This window comes from Tenacibaculum agarivorans, from assembly GCF_001936575.1.
GTDB classification, from domain to species: Bacteria; Bacteroidota; Bacteroidia; order Flavobacteriales; family Flavobacteriaceae; genus Polaribacter; species Polaribacter agarivorans.
On record NZ_MSMP01000001.1, the window covers coordinates 40,868 to 63,359 of the forward strand.

At 31.3% G+C, this 22,492-nt stretch carries 24 protein-coding genes; 10 read left to right on the forward strand and 14 right to left on the reverse strand.

From position 1 onward, the window contains the following. Positions 1-114 precede the first annotated feature (114 nt). Positions 115-1,125: a class 1 fructose-bisphosphatase gene (fbp, locus tag BVC87_RS00175; RefSeq protein ID WP_075340318.1), complete on the forward strand. Its 1,011-nt coding sequence runs from the start codon at positions 115-117 to the stop codon at positions 1,123-1,125. A gap of 128 nt (positions 1,126-1,253) precedes the next feature. Beyond that, a complete protein-coding gene (locus BVC87_RS00180) occupies positions 1,254-1,862 on the forward strand; it encodes a superoxide dismutase (RefSeq protein ID WP_075340319.1) in 609 nt (202 codons plus the stop codon). A gap of 60 nt (positions 1,863-1,922) precedes the next feature. Here the strand turns inward: BVC87_RS00180 and BVC87_RS00185 are convergent, their stop codons facing one another. From BVC87_RS00185 to BVC87_RS00200, 4 genes are read right to left on the reverse strand one after another with little or no spacing between them, the layout of a single operon-like run. After that, the gene (locus BVC87_RS00185) at positions 1,923-2,405 is read right to left on the reverse strand and encodes an acyl-CoA thioesterase (protein ID WP_075340320.1); all 483 of its coding nucleotides are present in this window, start codon (positions 2,403-2,405) and stop codon (positions 1,923-1,925) included. 44 nt (positions 2,406-2,449) lie between these two features. Further along, positions 2,450-3,046 (reverse strand): TetR/AcrR family transcriptional regulator, encoded by a 597-nt coding sequence (locus BVC87_RS00190; RefSeq protein WP_075340321.1) that lies wholly within the window; start codon positions 3,044-3,046, stop codon positions 2,450-2,452. A gap of 43 nt (positions 3,047-3,089) precedes the next feature. Then, positions 3,090-3,554 (reverse strand): GNAT family N-acetyltransferase, encoded by a 465-nt coding sequence (locus BVC87_RS00195; RefSeq protein ID WP_075340322.1) that lies wholly within the window; start codon positions 3,552-3,554, stop codon positions 3,090-3,092. After that, the gene (locus tag BVC87_RS00200; RefSeq protein WP_075340323.1) at positions 3,548-3,937 is read right to left on the reverse strand and encodes a rhodanese-like domain-containing protein; all 390 of its coding nucleotides are present in this window, start codon (positions 3,935-3,937) and stop codon (positions 3,548-3,550) included. Before BVC87_RS00200 ends, BVC87_RS00195 begins: the two co-directional genes overlap by 7 nt. Positions 3,938-4,074: 137 nt before the next feature. Between BVC87_RS00200 and BVC87_RS00205 the strand changes: the two genes are divergently transcribed. Further along, positions 4,075-4,974, forward strand: a complete 900-nt coding sequence (locus tag BVC87_RS00205) for a LysR family transcriptional regulator (protein WP_075340324.1) — start codon at positions 4,075-4,077, stop codon at positions 4,972-4,974. On the opposite strand, the gene BVC87_RS00210 is transcribed toward BVC87_RS00205, so the two are convergent. Together BVC87_RS00210 and BVC87_RS00215 are read right to left on the reverse strand one after the other, a co-directional pair. Beyond that, the gene (locus BVC87_RS00210) at positions 4,971-6,119 is read right to left on the reverse strand and encodes a cystathionine gamma-synthase (RefSeq protein ID WP_075340325.1); all 1,149 of its coding nucleotides are present in this window, start codon (positions 6,117-6,119) and stop codon (positions 4,971-4,973) included. The genes BVC87_RS00205 and BVC87_RS00210 overlap by 4 nt on opposite strands. Before the next feature lie 102 nt (positions 6,120-6,221). After that, complete coding sequence (locus BVC87_RS00215; RefSeq protein ID WP_075340326.1) at positions 6,222-6,677, reverse strand: DinB family protein; 456 nt, start codon at positions 6,675-6,677, stop codon at positions 6,222-6,224. Between the two features lie 250 nt (positions 6,678-6,927). On the opposite strand from BVC87_RS00215, the gene BVC87_RS00220 reads away from it, so the two are divergent. Further along, positions 6,928-7,275 carry an arsenate reductase family protein gene (locus BVC87_RS00220; RefSeq protein ID WP_075340327.1) on the forward strand — a complete coding sequence of 116 codons (348 nt, stop codon included), beginning with the start codon at positions 6,928-6,930 and terminating at the stop codon, positions 7,273-7,275. Here BVC87_RS00220 and BVC87_RS00225 read toward each other — a convergent pair. Genes BVC87_RS00225 through BVC87_RS00245 form a run of 5 tightly spaced genes read right to left on the reverse strand, consistent with a single transcriptional unit; the run spans position 7,272 to position 10,672 of the window. Next, on the reverse strand, positions 7,272-7,751 hold the full coding sequence (locus BVC87_RS00225; protein WP_075340328.1) for a DUF4252 domain-containing protein: 480 nt from the start codon (positions 7,749-7,751) through the stop codon (positions 7,272-7,274). The two genes, BVC87_RS00220 and BVC87_RS00225, sit on opposite strands and share 4 nt — an antisense overlap. A gap of 59 nt (positions 7,752-7,810) precedes the next feature. Further along, on the reverse strand, positions 7,811-8,821 hold the full coding sequence (locus BVC87_RS00230; protein ID WP_075340329.1) for a DUF3089 domain-containing protein: 1,011 nt from the start codon (positions 8,819-8,821) through the stop codon (positions 7,811-7,813). A 4-nt stretch (positions 8,822-8,825) separates the two neighbouring features. Continuing rightward, the gene (locus tag BVC87_RS00235) at positions 8,826-9,311 is read right to left on the reverse strand and encodes a hypothetical protein (protein WP_075340330.1); all 486 of its coding nucleotides are present in this window, start codon (positions 9,309-9,311) and stop codon (positions 8,826-8,828) included. A gap of 21 nt (positions 9,312-9,332) precedes the next feature. Beyond that, complete coding sequence (locus BVC87_RS00240; RefSeq protein ID WP_075340331.1) at positions 9,333-9,725, reverse strand: DUF6165 family protein; 393 nt, start codon at positions 9,723-9,725, stop codon at positions 9,333-9,335. Positions 9,726-9,754: 29 nt separating this feature from the next. Then, positions 9,755-10,672, reverse strand: coding sequence for a hypothetical protein (locus BVC87_RS00245; RefSeq protein ID WP_075340332.1), 918 nt, complete (start codon positions 10,670-10,672; stop codon positions 9,755-9,757). A gap of 99 nt (positions 10,673-10,771) precedes the next feature. On the opposite strand from BVC87_RS00245, the gene BVC87_RS00250 reads away from it, so the two are divergent. The 3 genes from BVC87_RS00250 to mscL are packed head-to-tail and all read left to right on the forward strand — an operon-like array spanning position 10,772 to position 12,938. Further along, entirely contained in the window at positions 10,772-11,380 is a 609-nt protein-coding gene (locus tag BVC87_RS00250; RefSeq protein WP_075340333.1) for a thymidine kinase, read from the forward strand. Beyond that, the gene (gene alr / locus BVC87_RS00255; RefSeq protein WP_075340334.1) at positions 11,377-12,477 is read left to right on the forward strand and encodes an alanine racemase; all 1,101 of its coding nucleotides are present in this window, start codon (positions 11,377-11,379) and stop codon (positions 12,475-12,477) included. The genes BVC87_RS00250 and alr overlap by 4 nt, the downstream gene beginning before the upstream one ends. A 53-nt stretch (positions 12,478-12,530) precedes the next feature. Next, positions 12,531-12,938, forward strand: coding sequence for a large-conductance mechanosensitive channel protein MscL (gene mscL, locus BVC87_RS00260; RefSeq protein ID WP_317041700.1), 408 nt, complete (start codon positions 12,531-12,533; stop codon positions 12,936-12,938). A gap of 83 nt (positions 12,939-13,021) precedes the next feature. On the opposite strand, the gene BVC87_RS00265 is transcribed toward mscL, so the two are convergent. Together BVC87_RS00265 and BVC87_RS00270 are read right to left on the reverse strand one after the other, a co-directional pair. Then, a complete protein-coding gene (locus tag BVC87_RS00265; RefSeq protein WP_075340335.1) occupies positions 13,022-17,425 on the reverse strand; it encodes a carbohydrate-binding protein in 4,404 nt (1,467 codons plus the stop codon). Between the two features lie 795 nt (positions 17,426-18,220). After that, the gene (locus BVC87_RS00270; protein WP_075340336.1) at positions 18,221-18,811 is read right to left on the reverse strand and encodes a carboxymuconolactone decarboxylase family protein; all 591 of its coding nucleotides are present in this window, start codon (positions 18,809-18,811) and stop codon (positions 18,221-18,223) included. A gap of 56 nt (positions 18,812-18,867) precedes the next feature. On the opposite strand from BVC87_RS00270, the gene BVC87_RS00275 reads away from it, so the two are divergent. The 3 genes from BVC87_RS00275 to BVC87_RS00285 are packed head-to-tail and all read left to right on the forward strand — an operon-like array spanning position 18,868 to position 21,391. After that, the gene (locus tag BVC87_RS00275; RefSeq protein WP_075340337.1) at positions 18,868-19,290 is read left to right on the forward strand and encodes an OsmC family protein; all 423 of its coding nucleotides are present in this window, start codon (positions 18,868-18,870) and stop codon (positions 19,288-19,290) included. Between the two features lie 14 nt (positions 19,291-19,304). Beyond that, entirely contained in the window at positions 19,305-20,990 is a 1,686-nt protein-coding gene (gene recJ, locus BVC87_RS00280) for a single-stranded-DNA-specific exonuclease RecJ (protein WP_075340338.1), read from the forward strand. A gap of 56 nt (positions 20,991-21,046) precedes the next feature. Next, on the forward strand, positions 21,047-21,391 hold the full coding sequence (locus tag BVC87_RS00285) for a hypothetical protein (RefSeq protein ID WP_075340339.1): 345 nt from the start codon (positions 21,047-21,049) through the stop codon (positions 21,389-21,391). Positions 21,392-21,420: 29 nt separating this feature from the next. Here BVC87_RS00285 and BVC87_RS00290 read toward each other — a convergent pair whose 3' ends face one another. Further along, complete coding sequence (locus BVC87_RS00290) at positions 21,421-22,464, reverse strand: endonuclease/exonuclease/phosphatase family protein (protein WP_075340340.1); 1,044 nt, start codon at positions 22,462-22,464, stop codon at positions 21,421-21,423. Positions 22,465-22,492: the final 28 nt, after the last annotated feature.

Sequence of the window (22,492 nt, forward strand, 5' to 3'; positions counted from 1 at the left end):
GTTTTGTTGATTTTTTTCAAGAAAAAAATGAATTGAAAGATTTCAATACTAAAACGTTGTAGTTCTATAATAAAGTTGTCATCTTTGCAAATAGATATAAATTATGCATTCTTTATGGCTAAAAAAAATCAAACGCTAGGTGAGTTTATCATCGAAAATCAAGCTTCTTTTAAATATACTTCAGGAGAATTATCTAGATTAATCAACTCTATTCGTTTAGCAGCTAAAGTTGTTAACCATGAAGTTAACAAAGCTGGTTTAGTTGATATAATTGGAGCCGCTGGAGAAACTAATATTCAGGGGGAAGATCAGCAAAAATTAGATGTTTATGCTAATGATAAGTTTATTCAAACCTTAACGAATAGAAATATTGTTTGTGGTATTGCCAGTGAAGAAGAAGATGATTTTATTGTAGTCAATAGTCAAGATGAGAATCATCAAAATAAATATGTCGTTTTAATAGATCCTTTAGACGGATCTTCTAATATAGATGTAAATGTTTCTGTAGGTACTATTTTTTCTATTTATAGAAGAGTAACTCCTGTTGGAACTCCTGTTAAAAAAGAAGATTTTTTACAAAAAGGAAGTGAGCAAGTTGCTGCGGGTTATGTAGTCTACGGTACTTCAACTATGCTAGTATATACCACCGGAGATGGTGTAAATGGATTTACATTAAACCCAGCAATTGGAACTTTTTACCTTTCACACCCTAATATGCAGTTTCCATTAGATGGAAAAATTTATTCTGTAAATGAAGGAAATTATATTCATTTTCCTTTAGGTGTAAAAAAATATATAAAATACTGTCAAGAAGAAGAAGGAGACAGACCTTACACTAGTAGATATATTGGTTCTTTGGTTTCAGATTTTCATAGAAATATGATTAAAGGTGGTATTTATATGTATCCTAAGAGTTCTAAAAATGAAAAAGGAAAACTTCGTTTATTATACGAATGCAATCCTATGGCTTTTTTAGCTGAACAAGCTAATGGTAAAGCTAGTGATGGTTTTGCTAGAATATTAGATATTCAACCTACTGAATTACACGAAAGAGTTCCTTTTTTCTGTGGAAGTAGAAATATGGTTGAAAAGGCGGAAGAGTTTATGCGAGAATTTTCTGAATAGCTAGAAATAGTATTGTTATAAGATAATCTTATCTTCATATAAAAAATCAAATAGGACTACTTGTTGTTAGTCCTATTTTTTTATGGTAAATTCGTACTTGTTAATTAGTAATCAAATAAACAAAAATTATGGCTTTTGAATTACCAGAATTAGGATACGCTTACGACGCGTTAGAACCAAATATAGATGCAAGAACTATGGAGATTCACCACTCTAAGCATCATAACGGATATACAAACAAATTAAATGCTGCCATTGAAGGTACTGACTTAGACGGAAAATCTATAGAAGATATTTTAACTAATTTAGATATGAGTAATGCAGCTGTTCGTAATAATGGTGGTGGTTTTTATAATCACTCTTTATTCTGGACTGTTATGAATCCTGAAGATAGAGGATATTTATCTGGAGAATTAAAAGATGCTATTGAGGCTGAATTTGGTTCAAAAGAAGCTTTCATTGAAGCTTTCTCTAAAGCTGCTGCTACACAATTTGGTTCAGGATGGGCTTGGTTATGTGTACACAAAGGAGGTAAAGTTGAGGTATGTTCTACACCAAATCAAGATAATCCATTAATGCCAGGTGTTACTTGTGGAGGAACTCCTATTTTAGGATTAGATGTTTGGGAACATGCTTACTACTTAAACTATCAAAACAGAAGACCAGATTATATTGATGCTTTCTTTAAAGTGATCAACTGGAATGAAGTTGAAAGAAGATACGCTGAAGCAAAATAAGTTTCAACTCAAAATTCTTAATAAATTAAAAAGCACCCTAGAACGGGTGCTTTTTTTTGCTTATACTTTTTCAAATCGTAAGTTTTTTACCCTTTTTTCGAAGTTTGTTTGTTTAACTGGTAAAACGACCTTCCTAAAAAGTTCAAGCAAGTCTTCAGTGTGTTTTTCTGAAGACAACTGTAACAAATTAAAATACACAAATGAACTCCACATTACTGCTTTGAGTTCAGTCTTTGATTCATTTAACATCCGTATTTCTACGTGTAATCTTTTATCACTATAACTTATTAATTGCGATTGTATTGTAACTGTTTCCATAAGAACAGCTGGTTTTATATAAGCAATTTGATGTGATGAAACCACCCAACTTTTTCCAGTTTCATTTCCGTGCTTATAAATATCCAAATCATAATTTGATATAATTTGGTCTTCTCTAGCATTAATTAAATAATTAAAATATGCCGCATTATTTAGATGATTGAATGGATCACAATCTTGAAATCTAATCTTAGTTGTACTTTCTAATAGTTTTGGTAATTCCATAGTTTTTGATTTATACCAAACGGTATATTTTTATATAAAAAAATTTATTTTTGTCTTAATTCATTTAAAATAATATGTTTCATAATATGTGACATATCTAAAAGATAGCTTTCATCTTTCATAATATGCGACATATATACCGCTCCTTCAATCATATAAAAGAAACGCTTGGCATATACTTCACTATCTATAGTTTCTTTTATTTGTTGCTCTTGTTTTCCTTTATCTATAAGTTTAATAAATTGATTTAAAATCCTTTTATTATATGATCGTACTAAATTAGAAATGGAATGTTTTTGATTTTCTGCATCAACACCTGTATTTAATATTGGACATCCTCCAAATTTTTTACTGTAGTTGTAATAATTTTTGTAGAATCTAGTAATATTAATCAACATATCTAAAGGTGTTTCTCCTTGGTCTACAAAAGCATTTAAATCTCTTAGAACAGTTCTTACACTATACCGAAAAGCTTCTATAGCCAACTCTTCTTTATTTTCAAAATGACCATAAATGGCTCCTTTGGTTAATCCTGCAGCTTGTGTAATTTTAGATAAGCTCATTGCAGAATAACCTGTTCTATTAAAAATAGGAGCAACTGTTTCAATGATATGTAATTTTGTTCTTTCTGATTTTAACATCCGATGTAAATATATATAAAAAATATACCAAACGGTATATTTTTTATGTTAAATTCCACATAAAGCGCTTTTTACTGAGTTTTTTAGCGCCTAATTTTTCGTAAAATGCTATCGCATTTGTATTAAAATCGGGAGTTTGCCACTGTAGTATTTCACAATTTTCTGCTAATGCAAAAACTTTAATTGCACTCATTATTTTTTTACCTAGTCCTTTTCCTCTAACCTCTTCTTTCAAATACAAGCAATCTAAATACATATAAAAAGCAGCGCCCCAAGTAGAAAATTGTTTACAAAAAGTAGCGTAACCCACCAATATATTGGATTGTTCAACTACCCAACAATGTATGTTATGCGTAGAATCTAAAAAACAATTAGAAACTAATGCCAATTTTTTTTCATCTTTTATTTCTGTTCTTTCATGAATAGCATGAGCTTTACATAACTCAATAAGCTGTGCTATGTCTTTTTCTTTAAAATTTCTAATGCTTATATCTTTAACTTTTAACATGCACAGACAAATTCACTTCCTGAATTTGCTTCTTTCCCTTCTGTAGCATAGCCATCAAATTTCCACCATTCTAAACCTCCAATTAATTCCATAGTTTTAAAGCCTAACTGTGTCAATTTTAAAGCTCCTTTTGTTGACGCATTACAGCCGATTCCATCACAATAGCAAACATATATTTTAGATCTATCTAAATGTTTAGTGCTTTCTTCTGTCATTTCCCGATGTGGTAAATTAATTGCCATTGGAATATGTTCTCTCTCAAATCCAAAAAATTGTCTTGCATCTACAGCAATATAATCTGTACTTTTTTCAAAAGCTTCGAATAAATCTGAAGGATCCATTTCATATGCTAGTTTCGCTTCGTAAAATTCAATTTGTGTCATATCTAAATTATTTTAATTATTTGTTACAAATGTATTTAGTGAATGTGTACTATCAATTTTATATCATTGAAGTATGGTACATTAAGATTGAATTTTTTTCAACTACAGTGAAATAGATTAAACTATATATTAGCTGTATGGATATTAAATATTTTAAACTCATCAAAACAATAGCAGAAGAAGGTAACCTAGCTAACTCTTCCCATAAATTGTTTTTAACCCAGTCTGCATTAAGTCATCAATTAAAAGAATTAGAACTACGATTAGGGTTTAAAGTTTTTATTCGATCTCGAAATAAATGGGAACTTACAGAAGAAGGAAATGAGTTGTATAAAACAAGTTGTGAAGTATTATCTAGTATTGATAAAGGATTTAAAAATATTCAACAACTTCAGGAAGGATCTAACGGTACTATAAAAGTAAGTACAGAGTGTTATTCTTTTTATCAAGGTTTACCATCCTTTATCCAAAAAATGGGAATTTTATATCCGAATATTACTGTGGAATTAATTTTGGAAGATACGCATCAACCTATTCCAAAATTACTATCGAAAGATATTGATATTGCTATTGTTACTGAAAAACCAAATCAAGCATCTTTAGAAAATACTGCTATTTTTGAAGATGAAATATTTGCCATTCTCCATAAAGAACATCCATTAGCAAAACGAGATCATTTAAATGCTGATGATTTTGCTTCTATCGACTTAATTATTCATTCTTTTCCTTTAGAAACCGTGTCTGTATATCAGCAATTTTTAAAACCAAATCAAATTCTACCTAAAAAAATAACCGCTATTCCTTTAACAGAAGTTGCTTTAGAAATTGTAAAAGCCAATATGGGAATTACCTGCATGCCTAAATGGGCTTTACAAACGTTTAAACTTTCTGATGATTTAGTATTTAAACAAATTGGTCCGCAAGGTGTAACTCGAACACATTATGTTGTGATTCGTAAAACTGATGCTTCTAAAAAATATATTCAAGAGTTTGTGGCTAATTATACTGAAGAGTTTAGAATAAAAACTTTTAACTAAGCATTTAATGCCTGTTCCAAATCAGCTAACAAATCGTCTATATCTTCAATACCAACACTCAAACGAATTAAAGAATCTGTAATACCAATTTTTAAACGTTCAGCTTCTGGTATGGAAGCATGTGTCATGGTTACAGGATGATTTACCAAACTTTCTACTCCGCCTAAAGACTCGGCTAATGTAAACACTTTAGTATTTTCTAAAAATGTAAACGCTGCTTGTTTACTCTCATCTTTTAATCGGAAAGATACCATACCTCCATAGTCTTCCATTTGTTTTTTTGCAATATTATGGTTTGGATGATTTTCAAATCCTGGATAATATACTTTTCCTACTTTATCATGTTCTGCTAAAAATTCAGCAACAGCTTTACCATTTTCACAGTGGCGTTGCATACGTACGTGTAACGTTTTTATACCTCGTAATGCTAAAAAAGAATCCATGGGACCAGCAATAGCTCCAGCAGCAAACTGAATAAAATGTAACTCTTCAGCTAGTTTTTCTTCTTTTACCATTAATGCTCCCATAACTACGTCTGAATGCCCTCCTAAATATTTTGTAGCTGAATGCATTACAATATCAACTCCTAAATCTAATGGGCGTTGTAAATAAGGTGTAGCAAAGGTGTTGTCTACCGCTAGTATAATTTCTGAATTTACTGCTTTTACAGCTTTAGTAATAGCTGCTATATCCGCAATTTTCATTAAAGGATTAGTTGGAGTCTCAATCCAAATGAGTTTAGTCTTCGAAGATATTGCGTTGGTAACATTAGTTACTTCATCCATATCTACATACTGAAATTTCAACCCATACTTTTGAAATAATCTAGTAAACATTCTGTAGGATCCACCATAAATATCATCTCCTGCAATTACCTCATCTCCTGGATTTAATAAGCGTAAAATACAATCTATAGCAGATAAACCTGATGAAAATGCAAATCCATGAGTGCCATTTTCAATGGCGGCAAAAGCATTTTCTAGAGCCGTTCTGGTAGGATTAGCAGCTCTTGAGTATGCATAACCTTTGTGAATACCTGGACTAGATTGTGCATAGGTAGAGGTTTGAAAAACAGGTGTCATCACTGAACCTGTTGCTTCCTCATGTTTTTGTCCTCCATGAATTGTTTTTGTATTGAATTTCATCAGATTTAGTTAATTATACTACATAGTTTGCTAAAGAAAATAGACTGCCACAAAACTACATTACGTTTTTTCTCAGTGACGTATTCTAACTATTTTACACACTTATACTAATTTAGTCAAAGCCATAATAGTACCTAAATGAATACCTTCATGTAAGTTATTAAATGCTATTGCATTATCCATAGACGTTAGTACAAAGCCTGTACTGGTGGGATATTCTGTGTATTCTTTAAAAATACCTTCGTTATAATCTTCTTCTAAAGTATCTGGTAAGCCCTCTAATAATTCTTTTACTTCATCAAATTCTTCTTGCGTAAATTCTTCAGATGGTGCAGTTCCTTTTCTATACTTTTCAATTAAATCATCTGGCACTAAACATTGTAATCCTGATAATTTATAATGTAACAATTGTTGTGTAACTACTAAATGTGCTACATTCCAAGCAATATTATTTTTAAATCCTGCAGGAATTTTATGCAATTGTTCAAGTGATAGTCCGTCAATTCTTTTAAGTACAAGCTCTCTATTTTTTCTAAGAATATCGAATTGTGTTTTCATCTGTTTACGTTTATTTGATTGCTAACTATTCAATAAATTTGAATAGATTCAGAAACTCATATCAATTTTAATAACCTCACTATTGAAATTGAAATGCATAAAATTCATATTCGTTTCATTTATCTCATTATTTTTACTGGCTTAAAGATACACTTATACATTTTAGAATTAAGAATTATGAGTTATGATTTTCTTATAACCCTATTATCAACCAACTTAATTCTTTGTATATCAGAAATTTTATATCATTATGAAGAAAGTCTATTTTTTACAAACTTGTGATACTTGTAGAAGAATTTTAAAAGAAGTAAATATTGAAGGTTTTGAGCAACAAGAAATCAAGTCTTCGCCTATTACTGTTGATCAATTGGAGGAACTTTATAAATTGACCAATAGTTATGAAGGTTTGTTTAATAAACGAGCAAAATTGTATCGCGAAATGGATTTGAAAAATCAGAATTTACAAGAACAAGATTACAAACAGTATATTTTAGATGAGTATACGTTTTTAAAGCGCCCTGTTTTTGTTGTTGAAGATGAAATTTTTGTTGGAAATAGTAAAAAAACAATAGAAAGTTTAAAAGCAAAGCTTCTCTAACGAGAAGCTTGTTTAGTTTTTAATTCTGACATAATAGATGCCAATTCATCTTTTGTTAAGGTAACTTTCAATCCAACCATTACCAAACCTTCTTCATCGCCTTTGGCTTTGATAATAATTTCTTGAATTAAATCCTTTTTTTCAACAAAATAAACAGCTGCTCTATTTTTTCCTTCTTTTACTCTAATTAACGTCTTTAATTTTCTTGATTTTACGAACTTTTTAAAATCACTGCTGACTTCGTTGTCTTCATTATTAAACACCATAACTTTACAGTGTTTTGCTTTTTTTAATAAAATATCCAGTTCTTCTGAATCTCCCTCATCTGCTAAAAAATTAGCTAAAGAAACAGGTACGCTCATCGAAAATTTAGCGTCTTCTTTATGTGCTTTATAAAAATCAATATATGCTGCTTTTTGAGCATTTATACTAATTAAAGTGAAGCAAATTGTAATAATTGTTATTAATCGTCTCATAATACTTGGTTTTATCTGGAAGACGACAGCTTTAATTTTTTGTTACATACTACAAAAAATCATTGGTGCTTTCTCACCCAATTATTAACTCTTAATTCTGCGTTTTCTCTAATATCTTGCCAAAATAAATTAATATCTCCTGCATGGTAATTTTTTAAGAAAGACATAAAAAAGCGAAGTGGAAATTTAGGATTTGTACTCCATACTAAACCATCTGTAATTTCTATAGAAAGTGCTTTATCATAGATTTTTCCATTGGTATATAAAAATCCTTTATGTTGTTCTAAAGAAGTTGAAGTTTCCGTATTCCAAGTAATAGGATTTGAAGTTACACTACCTTTATACCAATCCTTATCTTTTTTAGGATAGTTATTTTTTTTATATGTGTTCCAAGAAACAAAACCTCCTATATCGCTAGGAGAAGTCATAAGTTTAATGGATGAAAAGTCGTTTGCTTTAACTCGTATCCCTGGAATGTAAGCCGCTATTAATTGCTTTTGTAAAGAAGTATTATCAAAAAAATCTTTTAATAAACGAACGGTATGCGTAGTTCCTTGACTATGACCAACCATGATAATTGGTCTACCCGCATTATACTTTTTTAAATAGAGCTCAAAAGCTTTTTTTACATCTGAATATGCAACATCTTGCGCTTCTTTTCCTCCTTCTTTGAAAAGACGATACGAACGTAAGTGTGCCTGTCTATAAAATGGGACATATACTTTTCCTGAAGTCGCAAATGCAGAAGCTTGCATTAAAACTGCTTTATTAAGGACAATATCATTTTGCTCCACATCATCTATAGGTACATTCCATCTGATATCTTTTTTATCAGTATTTAATGTTGGATATACATAAAAAACGTCTGCTTCTAATGTGTCTTGACGATTAGAAGCATATGTTTGTAAATTTTCTTGATATTTTGAGGGCAATACAGCCCAAGAACTTTCTTTAGTATAATCTGGCGCTTCAGGAATATCTGCTACACGAAATGTTTGTGTTTTATAAGTGGATTTACAGCTTGATATGACTAACGCGAGACAACACAGATATAGAAAGTTAATTTTCATGAGCTTAAAAGTTCATTTTAAAACTCACCATTGTTCCTTGTAGATCTAAATTAAATTCTGGCTGAAATTGATAAATTTCAGTAGTTAATCCCCCATTATATAAATCTACAGCTTGCACTGCTTTTTTCTTTGCGCTACTTGCCAATGGAATAGCACCAATCACTAACCCTGCTCCTACAGCAGCTAATTCCCATTGTGCATCTCCACCAGCTATTGCTGTTCCTAATGGAAAACCAATTAAAGCCCCTCCAGCACCTCCTAAAACTAACGCCCAAGTATTAGCGGATTTAGACTTTTTCATTAAAGTATACGCTTCTTTATTTGATTCCATTAAATTTAGTACCTGACTCTGTGTTAATTGTTTTCCTTCTTGCTCAAAATAATGTCCTCCAAAAACTTTTTTAACTTCAATTGGTTTAACGGAATCTTGTGCACTTATAGAAATACAACTCACTAAAATTATAACTAGTCCTAATAATTTAATTTTCATAGTTTTTTAAGTTAAAAGTGGTTATTTGTAATTTTCATATGATTTTTCTTCTACTAAATCTGAACCTGTTAAAGTATTGATATCTTTTTTCACAACAGAACGATCATCATTGGTAAAATATACCGCACGTGCCAATTCAACAAAAGTTTTTCCAAAATCTTTAGCACGTTCACACTCACGAATATCATCTTCTATTTTCCATAGTTTTTTATTGATATCTAATAAATTATTGTGTAGCTCTTTTAATTCGTCTTTATCAGAAACTTCAGCATAAATATGATCTACTACTGGTGTTAACACTTCATATTCATGTTGAATGTTTTTTAATTTATTCTGATCTTTTATTTCGACTAGTTTTATAGCTAAAATTGTGTATTTATCAATAATTTCTCCGTTAGAAACTTCTATCTTCATATATCTTAATTCAGTTTATTTCTTTGTTTTTATACGAAACGACGCTCAATAATATCTAAAAGACGATTTTCGTACTCTTCTTTTGTACTCCAATCGTAATCAGGCTTTACCATTTTATTAATAAAGTTCTTTGCTTCCTTTTCTGTCTTAAATGTATTGAGTTGTGATAATACCCTATTGAAATCCGCTTGATTGCCATCAAAAAGATGCTTTACAAAAGCAATTCTATCATTTAATCCAATTTGAATTGTTGTTTGTAATCGATCATTAACCGTTTTCTTAGGTTCCACTTTCTGAAACAAATCAGCCATTACATCTACAGGTAATGTATCTTTCAATTCGTCTTCTAAGGTATGTTGCTTAGGTTCTTCTTCTACTGGAGCTTTAATTTCTTCAATAAAGCTTACTTCATCTTTTATAGACTGATCTTCCTCTCCAAACAATAAGCTCTCTAACTCATCAAATGGCTGCTCATCTATTTCAGTAACTTTAGTTACTTCTACTTCTTCAATTGGTTCTTCAGCAATTTGTGATTCAGTTTCAACTATATCTTCTATACTTTCTTCAACTGTATTCTGTTCTTGAATATTTTGAATTTCTTCTTGAGATAGCTCTTCTTTTTCTTGAATAATTTCTTCTGCTGCAACCGTTGGTTGGTCTTGCTCTACTTCTGTTTCTTCTTTGGAATCAGTTTTCTCTTCAATAGCAACACTAACGAGATTATTTCCTCTTTGTGATTCTATTGAAGTAATCTTCTCTAGTAATTCTTCTTTAGTTTCTTCGGCTTGTGGAGTCGTATTAATGTATTCTTCTACATAAGCCAATATGGTTAACTTTTCATAAACTTCATATGCTTTGTCTTTTAAAGCTAATACATCTTCTTTATTTTTCATTTGTAAGATGCTATGCGCTAAACTAGTTAGATCTGAAGCTAATTTTTTGTGCATAAGTTATGTGTAGGTTTTATTTTTTGCTGTTAAAATTTAATAAATTTGTTGCCTGCCGAAAGTATAACAAAATTATTACTTGAGCATTAAAATTACAAAATGTTTCTTGAAAATACAGTAAATCATACAGAACAATTTGGGTGGATTGAGGTAATTTGTGGCTCAATGTTTTCAGGTAAAACTGAAGAACTAATCCGTAGACTTAAGAGAGCTAAATTTGCAAAACAGCGTGTTGAAATTTTCAAACCTGCTATAGATGTCCGTTACGATGAAGAGGAAGTAGTTTCTCATAACGATAATAGAATTCGATCTACACCAGTACCAGCTTCTGCTAATATTAGATTATTAGCAAATAATGTTGATGTTGTTGGCATTGATGAAGCTCAATTTTTTGATGACGAAATTGTAGCTGTTTGCAATGATTTAGCGAATAGGGGTATTCGTGTTATTGTAGCTGGTTTGGATATGGATTTCAAAGGGAATCCGTTTGGACCAATGCCTGCATTAATGGCTACTGCAGAATATGTTACTAAAGTTCATGCTGTATGTACTAAAACGGGGAATTTAGCACATTACAGTTTCAGAAAGGCCGACAGTGAAAATATTGTACTTTTAGGGGAAACCCAAGAATACGAGCCATTGAGTAGAGCTGCTTATTACAAAGCCACGCAAGAGCAAAATGCTCAAAATAAAGAAGAGGAGGAATGAATAATCATGTAACCGTATTAGAAATTGATGCAAATGCTGTTTTGCATAACTTGCATTATTTTAAACAAAAATTACAACCTGAAACCAAAATTTTAGCCGTAGTTAAAGCTTTTGGTTATGGTAGTGAAGCTATAGAAATAGCTAAAATAGTAAAAGATCATGTAGATTATTTTGCTGTTGCGTATTGTAGTGAAGGAATAGCACTTAGAGAAGCTGGAATTGATACTCCTATTTTAGTATTACATCCACAAATACCAAATTTAGAAGCTATTGTAAAATATAGATTAGAACCTAATCTATACAATTTTAAAATATTTGATGCTTTTTTACAATTTGCAAATGATGCCCCTTTAATGAATTATCCTATTCATATAAAATTTAACACTGGTTTAAATCGATTAGGGTTTTGGCATTCTGATGTTCCTAATATTATTTCGACATTAAAAAAGTCGAATAATGTAATTGTTCAATCTATTTTTTCGCATTTAGCAGCAAGTGAAGACTTAAATGAACAACAGTTTACTGTAAATCAGATTAACAATTTTGCATACATAATCAAACAGATTTATCAACATCTAGGTTATGAGCCTATGATTCATATGCTGAATACTTCTGGAGTTATCAATTATCCAAAAGCTCAATTTGATATGGTACGTATTGGAATTGGTTTGTATGGTTTTGGTAATGATCAAAACGAAACCGCAAATCTTCGTAATACATATACATTAAAATCTATTATATCTCAAATACATTTAGTTCAACCTGGAGAAACTGTTGGTTATAATAGAGCTTTTGTGGCAAATAGACCAACTAAAAGTGCTACTATTCCTGTAGGGCATGCTGATGGTATTTCTAGAAGACTTGGAAATAAAAATGGGTTTGTAATTATCAATAATAAACCTGTACCAATTATAGGTAATGTTTGTATGGATATGTTAATGGTTGATGTTACTGATGTAGAATGTAAAGAAGGAGATGAAGTGATTCTTTTTAATCACCAACAGCATCTTGAATATATGGCGCATAAATGTGAAACCATACCTTATGAGATTCTAACCGCATTATCGCAGCGCATAAAGAGATTTGTGAAACGTTAAAAAATTCTTAAATTACCCACAGTAATTAATTAATAATCTTAAAAACTATTCACATGGGAATGTTAAAAGAGTTTAAAGACTTTGCAATGAAAGGTAATTTAGTAGACATTGCAGTCGGTTTTGTGATGGGTGCTGCTTTCAACAAAGTAGTATCTTCATTTACAGGAGGTATTGTTTCACCACTTATTGGTTTGCTATTTAATGCCGACTTTAAGGACTTAAAATACGTAATTAAAGAAGGAGTAGCTGATGAATCCGGAAAAGTTGCTGGAGAAGTTGCTATTTTATATGGCGAATTTATCACTAATGTCATCGATTTTATTATTGTTGCATTTGTAATGTTTATGATCGTAAAAGGAGTTAATGCTCTTAAGAAAAAAGAAGAGGAAGCTCCGGCTCCGCCAGCAGGTCCAACTCAAGAAGAATTATTAGCGGAAATTAGAGATTTACTTAAAAAATAATTTCTTCTAAACTTATTATAATTGAAAAGGCTATTAACACTTGTGGTTAATAGCCTTTTACTTTGGGGTTAAGAAAGGAGTGTTTACCTTTTAATTATTTTCTTTTTTGAAATTACTATACCTTCTTTATTATAAATTCTAATGAAATAATAACCCGCAGGTAAATCAGAAACATTTATAGACTGATTTCCATCTATAGTAACATCTTTAACCACTAGACCAGAAGCATTAGTTACCTCTACTTTTTTTCCTGATGTTTTGGAAAAATTAAGCATATCTATTACTGGATTAGGAAATAACTTCACCTCTTCTTGCCTAACGGTAGCTGTAGCAGAAGTTTTATCAGTAAAAGTTTCTTTTTCTACCATTAATTGCAACTTAGCAGAAGCTACCGCTCCATTCTCTTTAGAAGCAAAAGCAAAGTCGTTACCAGAAGTCATATTCAACACCAAACTTAGTTTGTTTCCACTTATAGCATCTGTTGTTAATGTAACCGTTTTTTCTTGCCCAACATTAAATGTATCATTAATTTGACCTAACAAGGTTCCGTCTCCAGGTTTATTTGCTTTAGACAACCCTGTTTCTGTCCAGTTATTGTTAGTTCCTTTATGAACGGTAACATTTCCATTTCCTGAATCTGAGAATACAGTAAATAACAATTTTGCTTCTTTAACGGCTCCGTCTACAGACGAAAGATCGAACATTAAATACCCTGTACGCTTATTTTGCTCAATTCTTACCATATCTACATTATGATTTGTTACTCCTTGTAGATATGTATCTTGAACTGGAGAAAGAGATATATTTTCTTTCACAATTTCAAACTTAGTAGCCACTACTTTATCTAAATTAAATAAATACCCACTTGCTCCCTTATATGCAAATCTCAAGTTTTTAACTCCTTTAGTTAGGTTTACATCTACTCTATATGGAGTATAATTATGCCAACTATTTGTTTTAGGAATTGTAACAGATCCTACAATTGTATTTTCTTCAATAATATCTATTGATCCGCCAGTTCCTGCACTAGATGCATAAAACTGTAATGCATATTTACCATTAGAAGCTATATTTACTTTATAGTCTGTGTAATCGCCATTTAAAATGAATCCTAAATTTTCACCATTAGTGGCGCCTGGTGTACTTTCTATCCTTACACTACCTGACTTATTCGTATATTCTTCAACTTCTAAGCTACCAGGAATAGCAATTGCTGCTACTGGATCTGCAACCGTAAAACTCTTAGTCGCTGTAGCTGTAGCTCCTTTATCGTCAGTAACTGTTACTTTCACCTCATAACTTCCTGCTTGCACATTTGAAATTGTATGTGGTGTATAACTGCTTCCATCAGTATCAACTAATTGATTATTCACAAATACTTGATATTTCACTACGTTTCCATCACTATCATTTGCATTTACCTGTACAGTTATATTAGATCCTACATCATAATTTGATTGATCTGGCTTTGTAATTGTTACAGTTGGAGGAGTATTAGTTCCTCCATTATCTCCGCCTCCTGTATCTCCTCCAGAAGCACAAGTAAGAGATAATGATGTCCATCTACCTCTAGAAAATGCTGTTGAGTTTCCTTCAGGAATAGTACCATTAGTATGAGAATTAAACTCAACTCTAATCGAAGCTCCTTTCTCTAAACTTACATTTTTAAATATTTTTTCTGCAGGAGCATAATCTGTAGTAGTAGTTGGGTTTTTAAATGTACCTATTAGGTTACCATTAACTACCAGTTTATAGGTACTCTCTCCATCAATCTCAGTAAGTGTATTTAATGTAATATCATAGTTACCTGTTACTCCGTCAAAAGTAGTTACTGCCGCTGCAAATTTATTTTTGTATTTACTCGCATCTATTGCCAAAGCTCCTCTTGCATTATCTTGATATGCAGGAGAGAAACCTGAAACATTAATATTCGGAAAATCAGAAATAGCATCTAATGTTATATTTTGACATTCACCTGAGTTTCCACCATCATTGCCTCCATCATTTCCACCGTCATTACCACAATCAGTTAATACTTCAGCAGGACCAACACCAGATGGTTTTGTATATGCTTTTGATAACACAAACTTATCCATTTCGAAACCGTCTTCTCTCATAGAGAATGAGATTGTATGTACACCTGCAGTAGGTACATTAATAAAAATCTTTTGTGGCTCTCCACAATGATTTGCTCCTGTACGTTGTTTACTTTCCCAAGTCCATTGATTTTTCCCTGTACACCATTGCATACGCTGTCCAGAAGCTGGCCATGTACCATTAATACCTACATGAACTCCATTATCTTCTGAACCTGTAGAATAAGCTCTTACCCAAACAAAATACTTACCAGGTGTTGTAAATTTCACCTTATAATCCACAATTGCAACCTGACCTGCTGTGTTTGAAAAACTAACTCCATTTTGTAACGGATCACTATGAGTAACACGCGTATCTGGTAAAATCTCTAAATACCCTCCATCACTAGCACTTGCATGATGACTTCCATCTGGATCTGGCTTTGGAGTTGCGCCATTTTTCCCATCTAATATATACCACTGTCTGTTTGTAGTTTTTGTTTGGCTTACAAAATGTTCAGCCTCAACAGCAGCTACTCCATTCTGTTCTAAAGCAACACATCGGTCTCCTCCATCATTACCACCACTATTTTTCTTTCTAATTAGGGCTACCCAATCATTATTATCTGGTGCTACTAAATTATTTCCTAAAGTTTGTTTCCCTGATAAATTACCTCCTGTACGTGGGTTATACCATTGCACATCATAATTACTATTTCCTGATGGTAAATTCAATCCTGTAGAACCTCCATTAGGTCGGTAAACAGCATATATACTACCTGATTTTGCAAATACGTAATCTTTACCATCTGATGTTACCCCATCAGAGCTTACCATATTTACCATATCCGATTGTAAGAAACGATTAAAGAAACTAAGCGCATACCCTCCTTCTTTATATTTCTTACCTCTCTTTCTGTGGTCATTCCCATTAATATCACCATCATCATTTGTATATCCACTGTAGTATTCTACTCCTGTTCCACCTGCCATTAGCGTTCCCCAAAGTACTTTATGTCTAACTTCTTTATCTGAAACTCTAACTCCAGTAGAAGCTGGTCCTTGTTCATCATTTGCTACAACCCATTTTCTACCTGAGTTTCTAGACTTTTCTAACCATCTTTTTACATCGCTGTGTACTTTATCCTTACCAGTCTGGATAGAAGCACCAGTTAAGTCAGACTTATTTCCTAATAATGGATTATATCGTTGATCTTGTTGATTTGGATACGTATGAATTACAATATTATGTCCATAAGGATCAATATCTTTGATGTAAGTAGCTGTGGCTCTTGCCACTTGATCTTTTAACGTAGTTTCTTCTGTTAAGTTCCAATTTAAAGCTAAGTGATGACTAAATCTGGCTATTAACTCTCGGTAGTATAATTTTCTTTCTCTACCAAAGTTATCACCATCCATTTTATTGTCATTTTCTGTTTCCATTGTTTTAAAATGTAGATATACACCTTTTTTATCAGCATATTCCATCACTTTTTCCCATTGCGCCATTTTTGAAACATCAAACCTATCATGATGAACTTTATTCCACTGCTGGCTTCTTGAGGTGTTTCCATATTCCTGTTCAGATACTTTTAAAACATGTGGAAAAACTGCTCCACCGTCTCCAGAGGTATTCCATGTTAAGAAAGAAACAACATTAGCTCCTTCTCCAGCTAAGTAGTTGATCATTCCTAAAATTTCTGTTCCCTTTCCACTTGACCAAGTATAAGAAGACGCATCCGCAGCAACATAATCTCTTTGATGTGGTTGCCAAGTTTTATTTCCTATTTTATTCAAGTTGTTATTAAAACTAGGAGTTGCATCAAAATCCACATAGTTGAATGCATTTTCTGGCGAATCAGCTCCTGCTTTTACAAACCAAGGACCATTAGGATTAGAAGGATTAGTTCCAATATGTTTCAGATAATGCTCTCCTACATACTTAAGCCTTCCTAAATTTTTATTTCTAAAATCCTTTCCGGTCTTATTAGATTCTGTAATATTGAAAGATCCTGTGCTTCCATTCATAAAGCCAGCACTAGATCCTCCTCCGTTAATAGCTACATTGCTACCTGTTTTGAAAGATGCACTCCAATTCCAAGTTCCAATATCGTCAGGCGCAAAGTGGACTCTCCACTTATTTCCTGAAGAACAGCTTGTATTTTCCGCATTTCCACAAGCAGCAAAATAACCTGGTACTTTATAGCTTCTATTACTTGATTTATGTGTAAATGTAACTTCTAAATTATAATCTGAAAAAGGATTGGGACTTGCAGTTTCAGAAGTATTAGGTCCATTAAAAGTTAGCGTAATTTTATGCCAACGTTTTAGTTCTCCTGTAGGATTTTGTGCAAAACCTACAGCATAGCAAAATAAAAAAAACAATATGTTTTTTAATTGAGAAATTCTCATAATTTTTCGATTTTTTTTAATAAAATTATTTGGTTTTCAGTAACCTATAATTAATAGGGGAAGTCAAAAAAATGCAGAAATATGTATAGTATTTTATTATCCTACTTGTTAATATTAAAACAACAGAGGAAGCATCCTATTTTTAAATATAAAAATGGAATGTATTAATAACTATTCATATAATTGAATTTTTTAGGGGATCATAGTTATTCAACATCAATGATGAAGTGTAGGGCTAAGGGATCATTTTTTAATACATGGGATTGAAAGATTTAGATTTTTTGGTTGTTATTTAGGATAACGAAAAAAAATAGAAGTTCGTATGAATATATACATTTTCATGAAAGTTTTTTTCAAATAAAAAATATAACGACTTGTATTTTTAATTTTAGGTTGATTATTTAAGAAACTATCACTAAGAATAGGAGATTCATAAAAAATTTAGAAGTATAAACAACTACATGGCCATACATTTACACTTAAGATACTCAAAGTTATAGGTATACCATTAATCTAATTTGTAAGTTAATTTTAAAGTTATTTATAAATGTTAAGTTTTTTTAGGGGTTCGTTTTTTTATCAGCTGATTATTACAAATTTAATACTATATTTTTTCTTTCATTTAAGAAAAACAATCAAACATATAAAGAAAAAATTCAAAGCTAATTAACTACAGGCTTAAAAAGTGTAATTATTTTGGTTTCATAAATTTTCGGCTTTATAAAATAAAAAACACCTTTGCTTGATTTCACAAACAAAGGTGTTTTTATAATAGCTCTTAGCTTAAATTATATTTTAAACATGCTTTCCTTTATTCCAACCATGTTTACCTAAGTATTGTTCACCACTTTCTACAGCCCCATCTTCAATACTTGTTCCCATAGAGTCATTCCATCTATTTAAATAACCGAAAAGAGAAATCACCCCTAACATTTCTACAATTTCACCTTCATCCCAGTGCTCATACAAACGTTTTTTGATTTCTTCATCTACAGCATTTGGCACTCCAGAAGCAAGTAAAGAAAAATCTAATGCTGCTCTCTCAGCTTCAGAAAAAGCAGGGTGCGTTCTATACTCCCAAATATTGTCTAATTTCTCTTGTTCTGCTCCATAACGTTCAGCTGCTCTAATGGCATGAGCCTGACAATATCTACATCCTGTAGAATTACTGCTAACCCAAGCAATCATTCTTTTTAATGCAGATGTTACTCGACCATGATTAGCCATAACAGCTTTATTTAAATTAATAAAAGCTTTTGAAATTTCTGGTCTTCTTTGCATGGTTAAAACTGAATTAGGACAAAAACCTAATGTTTCGTTATAAAAATCTGCTAGTCTCTTTGTTTCCTCATCATGATTAGGATCTAAAGGTGTTACTAATGGCATAATTTATTTTTTTAAGTAGTTTTGTAATCTCACACAATAAACAAAAAAAAACTCATATGACATCAAATATTGTAACTACCGAATGGAAGAAAAATTTACTTTTTAAAAGTGATAATCCTAACGGTGCTTCAGTTTTAATGGATACTTCTTTTGCTAATGGTGGAAATGAAGTTGGCGCTTCACCAAAAGCATTAATGTTATCATCTTTAGCTGGCTGTTCAGGATTAGACGTAGTTAAAATTGCTGAAAAGATGAGAGTTAACTTTGATGATCTTAAAATAGTAGTGAAAGCTAATCTAACTGATGAACATCCTAAATTTTATGATAAAGTTCATGTAAGTTATCATTTTTATGGAGAAGATTTAAATCAAGAAAAATTAGAAAAAGTAGTTAATTTATCAATTGAAAAATATTGTGGCGTTATGGAAATGTTTCGTCAATTCGCTACGGTTACTACTGAAATAATTTACAATAATTAAAATACTTCATTGCTATGAACTGGAAAATGAAAAATAAACCCAATTTAGAATTGGTACATCAACTAGCCAATGAATTAAATATCAATTCAAAATTAGCAACATTACTTGTTCAAAGAGGAATCAGCACTTTTGAAGAAGCTAAAAACTTTTTTAGACCTTCTCTAGAAAATCTTCACGATCCTTTTTTAATGAAGGATATGGATAGAGCTGTAAACAGAATTGAAAATGCTATTTTGAACAATGAAAAAATTCTAATTTACGGGGATTATGATGTTGATGGTACTACTTCTGTTTCTTTATTATATACTTATTTAAAACAATATTATAATTATATTGCTACTTACATCCCTGATCGATATAATGAAGGGTATGGAGTGTCTTTCACTGGAATTGATTTTGCATCTGATAATGATTTCTCATTAATTATTGCATTAGACTGTGGTATAAAAGCCATTGAAAAAGTAGCATATGCTAAGGAAAAAGAAATAGATTTTATTATTTGTGATCATCATAAACCTGGAGATACAATTCCAAATGCAGTTGCTGTTTTAAACCCTAAAAGAGACGATTGTGAATATCCATATAAAGAATTATGCGGATGTGGTGTTGGTTTCAAACTCATACAGGCATTAGCCACTAAAAAAGGAAAAACTACACAAGATCTACTTCCTTTTTTAGATCTAGTTGTTACTGCCATTGCCGCTGATATTGTTCCAATGACAGGAGAAAATAGGATTTTAGCTTACTATGGATTACAGGTAGTGAATACACAACCAAGAATTGGTATAAAAGCTTTAATTCACAATTTAGATAAGAAAGAGCTAACTATTTCTGATGTTGTTTTTGTTATTGCTCCCAGAATTAATGCTGCTGGAAGAATTAAACATGCTGATTTTGCTGTTGAGTTATTGATAGCAGACGATTTAGATACTGCTATTGGTATAGCAGGAGAAATTGAAACATTCAATTTAGATCGGAAAGAATTAGATCGAAGTATAACTAAGGAAGCATTATATCAAATAGAACAGAATAACGAGACTAATACATTTACCACGGTAGTATATGATGAAAATTGGCATAAGGGAGTTATCGGTATTGTTGCATCAAGATTAACTGAAACTTATTACAGGCCTACAGTTGTTTTTACAAAAAGTGGGGATAAATTGACTGCATCAGCCAGATCCGTAAAAGGGTTTGATATTTATAATGCTTTAGATGCTTGTAGTGAATATATTGATCAATTTGGAGGACATAAATACGCCGCAGGATTAACAATATCGATGAAGAATTATGATCATTTCAAAAGAAAGTTTGAAAAAGTTGTAAAAAGTACAATTCCTGAAGAATGTTTAACTCCTGAAATTGAAATCGATGCTGAACTAGAATTTACAGACATTACTCCTAAATTTTATAGAATTGTACAGCAGATGGCCCCTTTTGGTCCGCAAAATAAAAAACCTGTTTTTAGATCTTTATCTGTTAGAGATAATGGATATGGAAAAAGAGTTGGTTCAGATCAATCGCATTTAAAATTAACTTTATTTCAAGGAAAACCAGAATATTGTATTGGAAGTATCGGTTTTAGCTTAGGAGATAAAATTGAAAAAATCGAAAATGATTTTGATATCCTTTATCAAATAGATGAGAATACATGGAATGGTAGAACCTCTTTACAGTTACAACTAAAAGATTTAAAATAAAACTTATTTAGACTTAATAAAAATAATTATATTTGTTGCTATATAAAGTTTATAGCATGGAACAAGTAAAGACCATATATACCAATAATTTTGGAATCTCATTCCAGTGGGTTTATTCAAATAGTAAATTAACTCAAATTGTTTTTAGAGATGTGGGATTTCATCTTACTCAACATGAAATTGAAATTTTCCTAGAAAAAACAATAGATGCGAAAATGCAAAAAACATGTGGTGATTGCACAGCAGGTAACAACTGTAGGTCTATATTATTACAAACCCCTTCTAACAAAGTAAGCATGGCAGTTTCTATGATAGATTTAGGTCAAATAGAAGATTTGTTAAAAGGAACTTTATTCCAACTAAAATTGGATAATTATATAGAAGAAATGTGTAGAAATTAAAAAAGCTCACTAAAAAGTGAGCTTCTAAACTATTTTTTCTCTTTAATTAAATATAAATACACTGGGTAATGATCACTATAACCTCCCGTATATTGTCCATTAGAAAAACTTCGATAAGGATACCCTTTATACCTACCTTTCTTTTGTACTAAAAAACGTTTATTAAAGATTCCCGATTTGAACATTTTATATGATGAAAAATCTTTTTCTCCATCTTTATTAAGTAATGGTGAAGTAAATAAAATCTGATCAAAAAGACTTAAATTATCTCTATACGCTGTAGTATTCAAACCTTTTTCAAACATTTCTTCATAAGGATTGTAGATATCTTTCTCTTTTACTTTGATCTTATTAGATTTAGTTTGTAAAACTTCTTTGAATGACTTATTCATAGGATCATCATTAAAATCTCCCATAATTATAATTTTTGCATTCTCATCATTAGCACGAATCTTTTCAATCATTTGAGTCACTTTATAAGCCGCTTTTTCTCTTAAAGGACTACTTTTAGCCTCTCCACCTCTTCTAGATGGCCAGTGGTTTACTATTATATGTACCAGTTCATCATCTAAATATCCTGATACTAATAAAATATCTCTTGTATATATTTTTTTATTTTCAGCATATATGTTAGGGTTCACCGCTTCATAATGCACTGGTTTAAAGTAACGTTGTTGATATAACAAAGCTACATCAATACCTCTCTTATCCGGCGAATCGAAATGAATAATACCATAACGTTTCTTTTTTAACTTATCACTTTTCACTAAATCTTCTAAAACAGTTTTGTTTTCTATTTCTGCTACACCTAAAATAGCAGGACTAGTTTTGGCTTTTTCTTTACCTAATACATCGATAACTTCACCCAGCTTATTTATTTTGTCCCAATATACCTCAGATCTATTAGCCTTCATTTCCATAATCGGACTAAATTCATCATTTTTAGTGGTATCATTGATAGTATCAAATAAATTCTCTAAATTGTAAAAAGCAACTGTTCTTATTTTATATTCCTTTTGAGCTACAATAGGCACTATTGTGAATAGTGCTAACAAAAAAGTTATTTTTCTCATCTTAATTATCTCTTTGAGTGCCGCAAAT

Bases quoted from the DNA above. Each gene is read 5' to 3' on its own strand.
- fbp (WP_075340318.1), top strand. From the start codon at position 115: ATGGCTAAAAAAAATCAAACGCTAGGTGAGTTTATCATCGAAAATCAA.
- BVC87_RS00180 (WP_075340319.1), top strand. From the start codon at position 1,254: ATGGCTTTTGAATTACCAGAATTAGGATACGCTTACGACGCGTTAGAA.
- BVC87_RS00185 (WP_075340320.1), bottom strand. From the start codon at position 2,405: ATGGAATTACCAAAACTATTAGAAAGTACAACTAAGATTAGATTTCAA.
- BVC87_RS00190 (WP_075340321.1), bottom strand. From the start codon at position 3,046: ATGTTAAAATCAGAAAGAACAAAATTACATATCATTGAAACAGTTGCT.
- BVC87_RS00195 (WP_075340322.1), bottom strand. From the start codon at position 3,554: ATGTTAAAAGTTAAAGATATAAGCATTAGAAATTTTAAAGAAAAAGAC.
- BVC87_RS00200 (WP_075340323.1), bottom strand. From the start codon at position 3,937: ATGACACAAATTGAATTTTACGAAGCGAAACTAGCATATGAAATGGAT.
- BVC87_RS00205 (WP_075340324.1), top strand. From the start codon at position 4,075: ATGGATATTAAATATTTTAAACTCATCAAAACAATAGCAGAAGAAGGT.
- BVC87_RS00210 (WP_075340325.1), bottom strand. From the start codon at position 6,119: ATGAAATTCAATACAAAAACAATTCATGGAGGACAAAAACATGAGGAA.
- BVC87_RS00215 (WP_075340326.1), bottom strand. From the start codon at position 6,677: ATGAAAACACAATTCGATATTCTTAGAAAAAATAGAGAGCTTGTACTT.
- BVC87_RS00220 (WP_075340327.1), top strand. From the start codon at position 6,928: ATGAAGAAAGTCTATTTTTTACAAACTTGTGATACTTGTAGAAGAATT.
- BVC87_RS00225 (WP_075340328.1), bottom strand. From the start codon at position 7,751: ATGAGACGATTAATAACAATTATTACAATTTGCTTCACTTTAATTAGT.
- BVC87_RS00230 (WP_075340329.1), bottom strand. From the start codon at position 8,821: ATGAAAATTAACTTTCTATATCTGTGTTGTCTCGCGTTAGTCATATCA.
- BVC87_RS00235 (WP_075340330.1), bottom strand. From the start codon at position 9,311: ATGAAAATTAAATTATTAGGACTAGTTATAATTTTAGTGAGTTGTATT.
- BVC87_RS00240 (WP_075340331.1), bottom strand. From the start codon at position 9,725: ATGAAGATAGAAGTTTCTAACGGAGAAATTATTGATAAATACACAATT.
- BVC87_RS00245 (WP_075340332.1), bottom strand. From the start codon at position 10,672: ATGCACAAAAAATTAGCTTCAGATCTAACTAGTTTAGCGCATAGCATC.
- BVC87_RS00250 (WP_075340333.1), top strand. From the start codon at position 10,772: ATGTTTCTTGAAAATACAGTAAATCATACAGAACAATTTGGGTGGATT.
- alr (WP_075340334.1), top strand. From the start codon at position 11,377: ATGAATAATCATGTAACCGTATTAGAAATTGATGCAAATGCTGTTTTG.
- mscL (WP_317041700.1), top strand. From the start codon at position 12,531: ATGGGAATGTTAAAAGAGTTTAAAGACTTTGCAATGAAAGGTAATTTA.
- BVC87_RS00265 (WP_075340335.1), bottom strand. From the start codon at position 17,425: ATGAGAATTTCTCAATTAAAAAACATATTGTTTTTTTTATTTTGCTAT.
- BVC87_RS00270 (WP_075340336.1), bottom strand. From the start codon at position 18,811: ATGCCATTAGTAACACCTTTAGATCCTAATCATGATGAGGAAACAAAG.
- BVC87_RS00275 (WP_075340337.1), top strand. From the start codon at position 18,868: ATGACATCAAATATTGTAACTACCGAATGGAAGAAAAATTTACTTTTT.
- recJ (WP_075340338.1), top strand. From the start codon at position 19,305: ATGAACTGGAAAATGAAAAATAAACCCAATTTAGAATTGGTACATCAA.
- BVC87_RS00285 (WP_075340339.1), top strand. From the start codon at position 21,047: ATGGAACAAGTAAAGACCATATATACCAATAATTTTGGAATCTCATTC.
- BVC87_RS00290 (WP_075340340.1), bottom strand. From the start codon at position 22,464: ATGAGAAAAATAACTTTTTTGTTAGCACTATTCACAATAGTGCCTATT.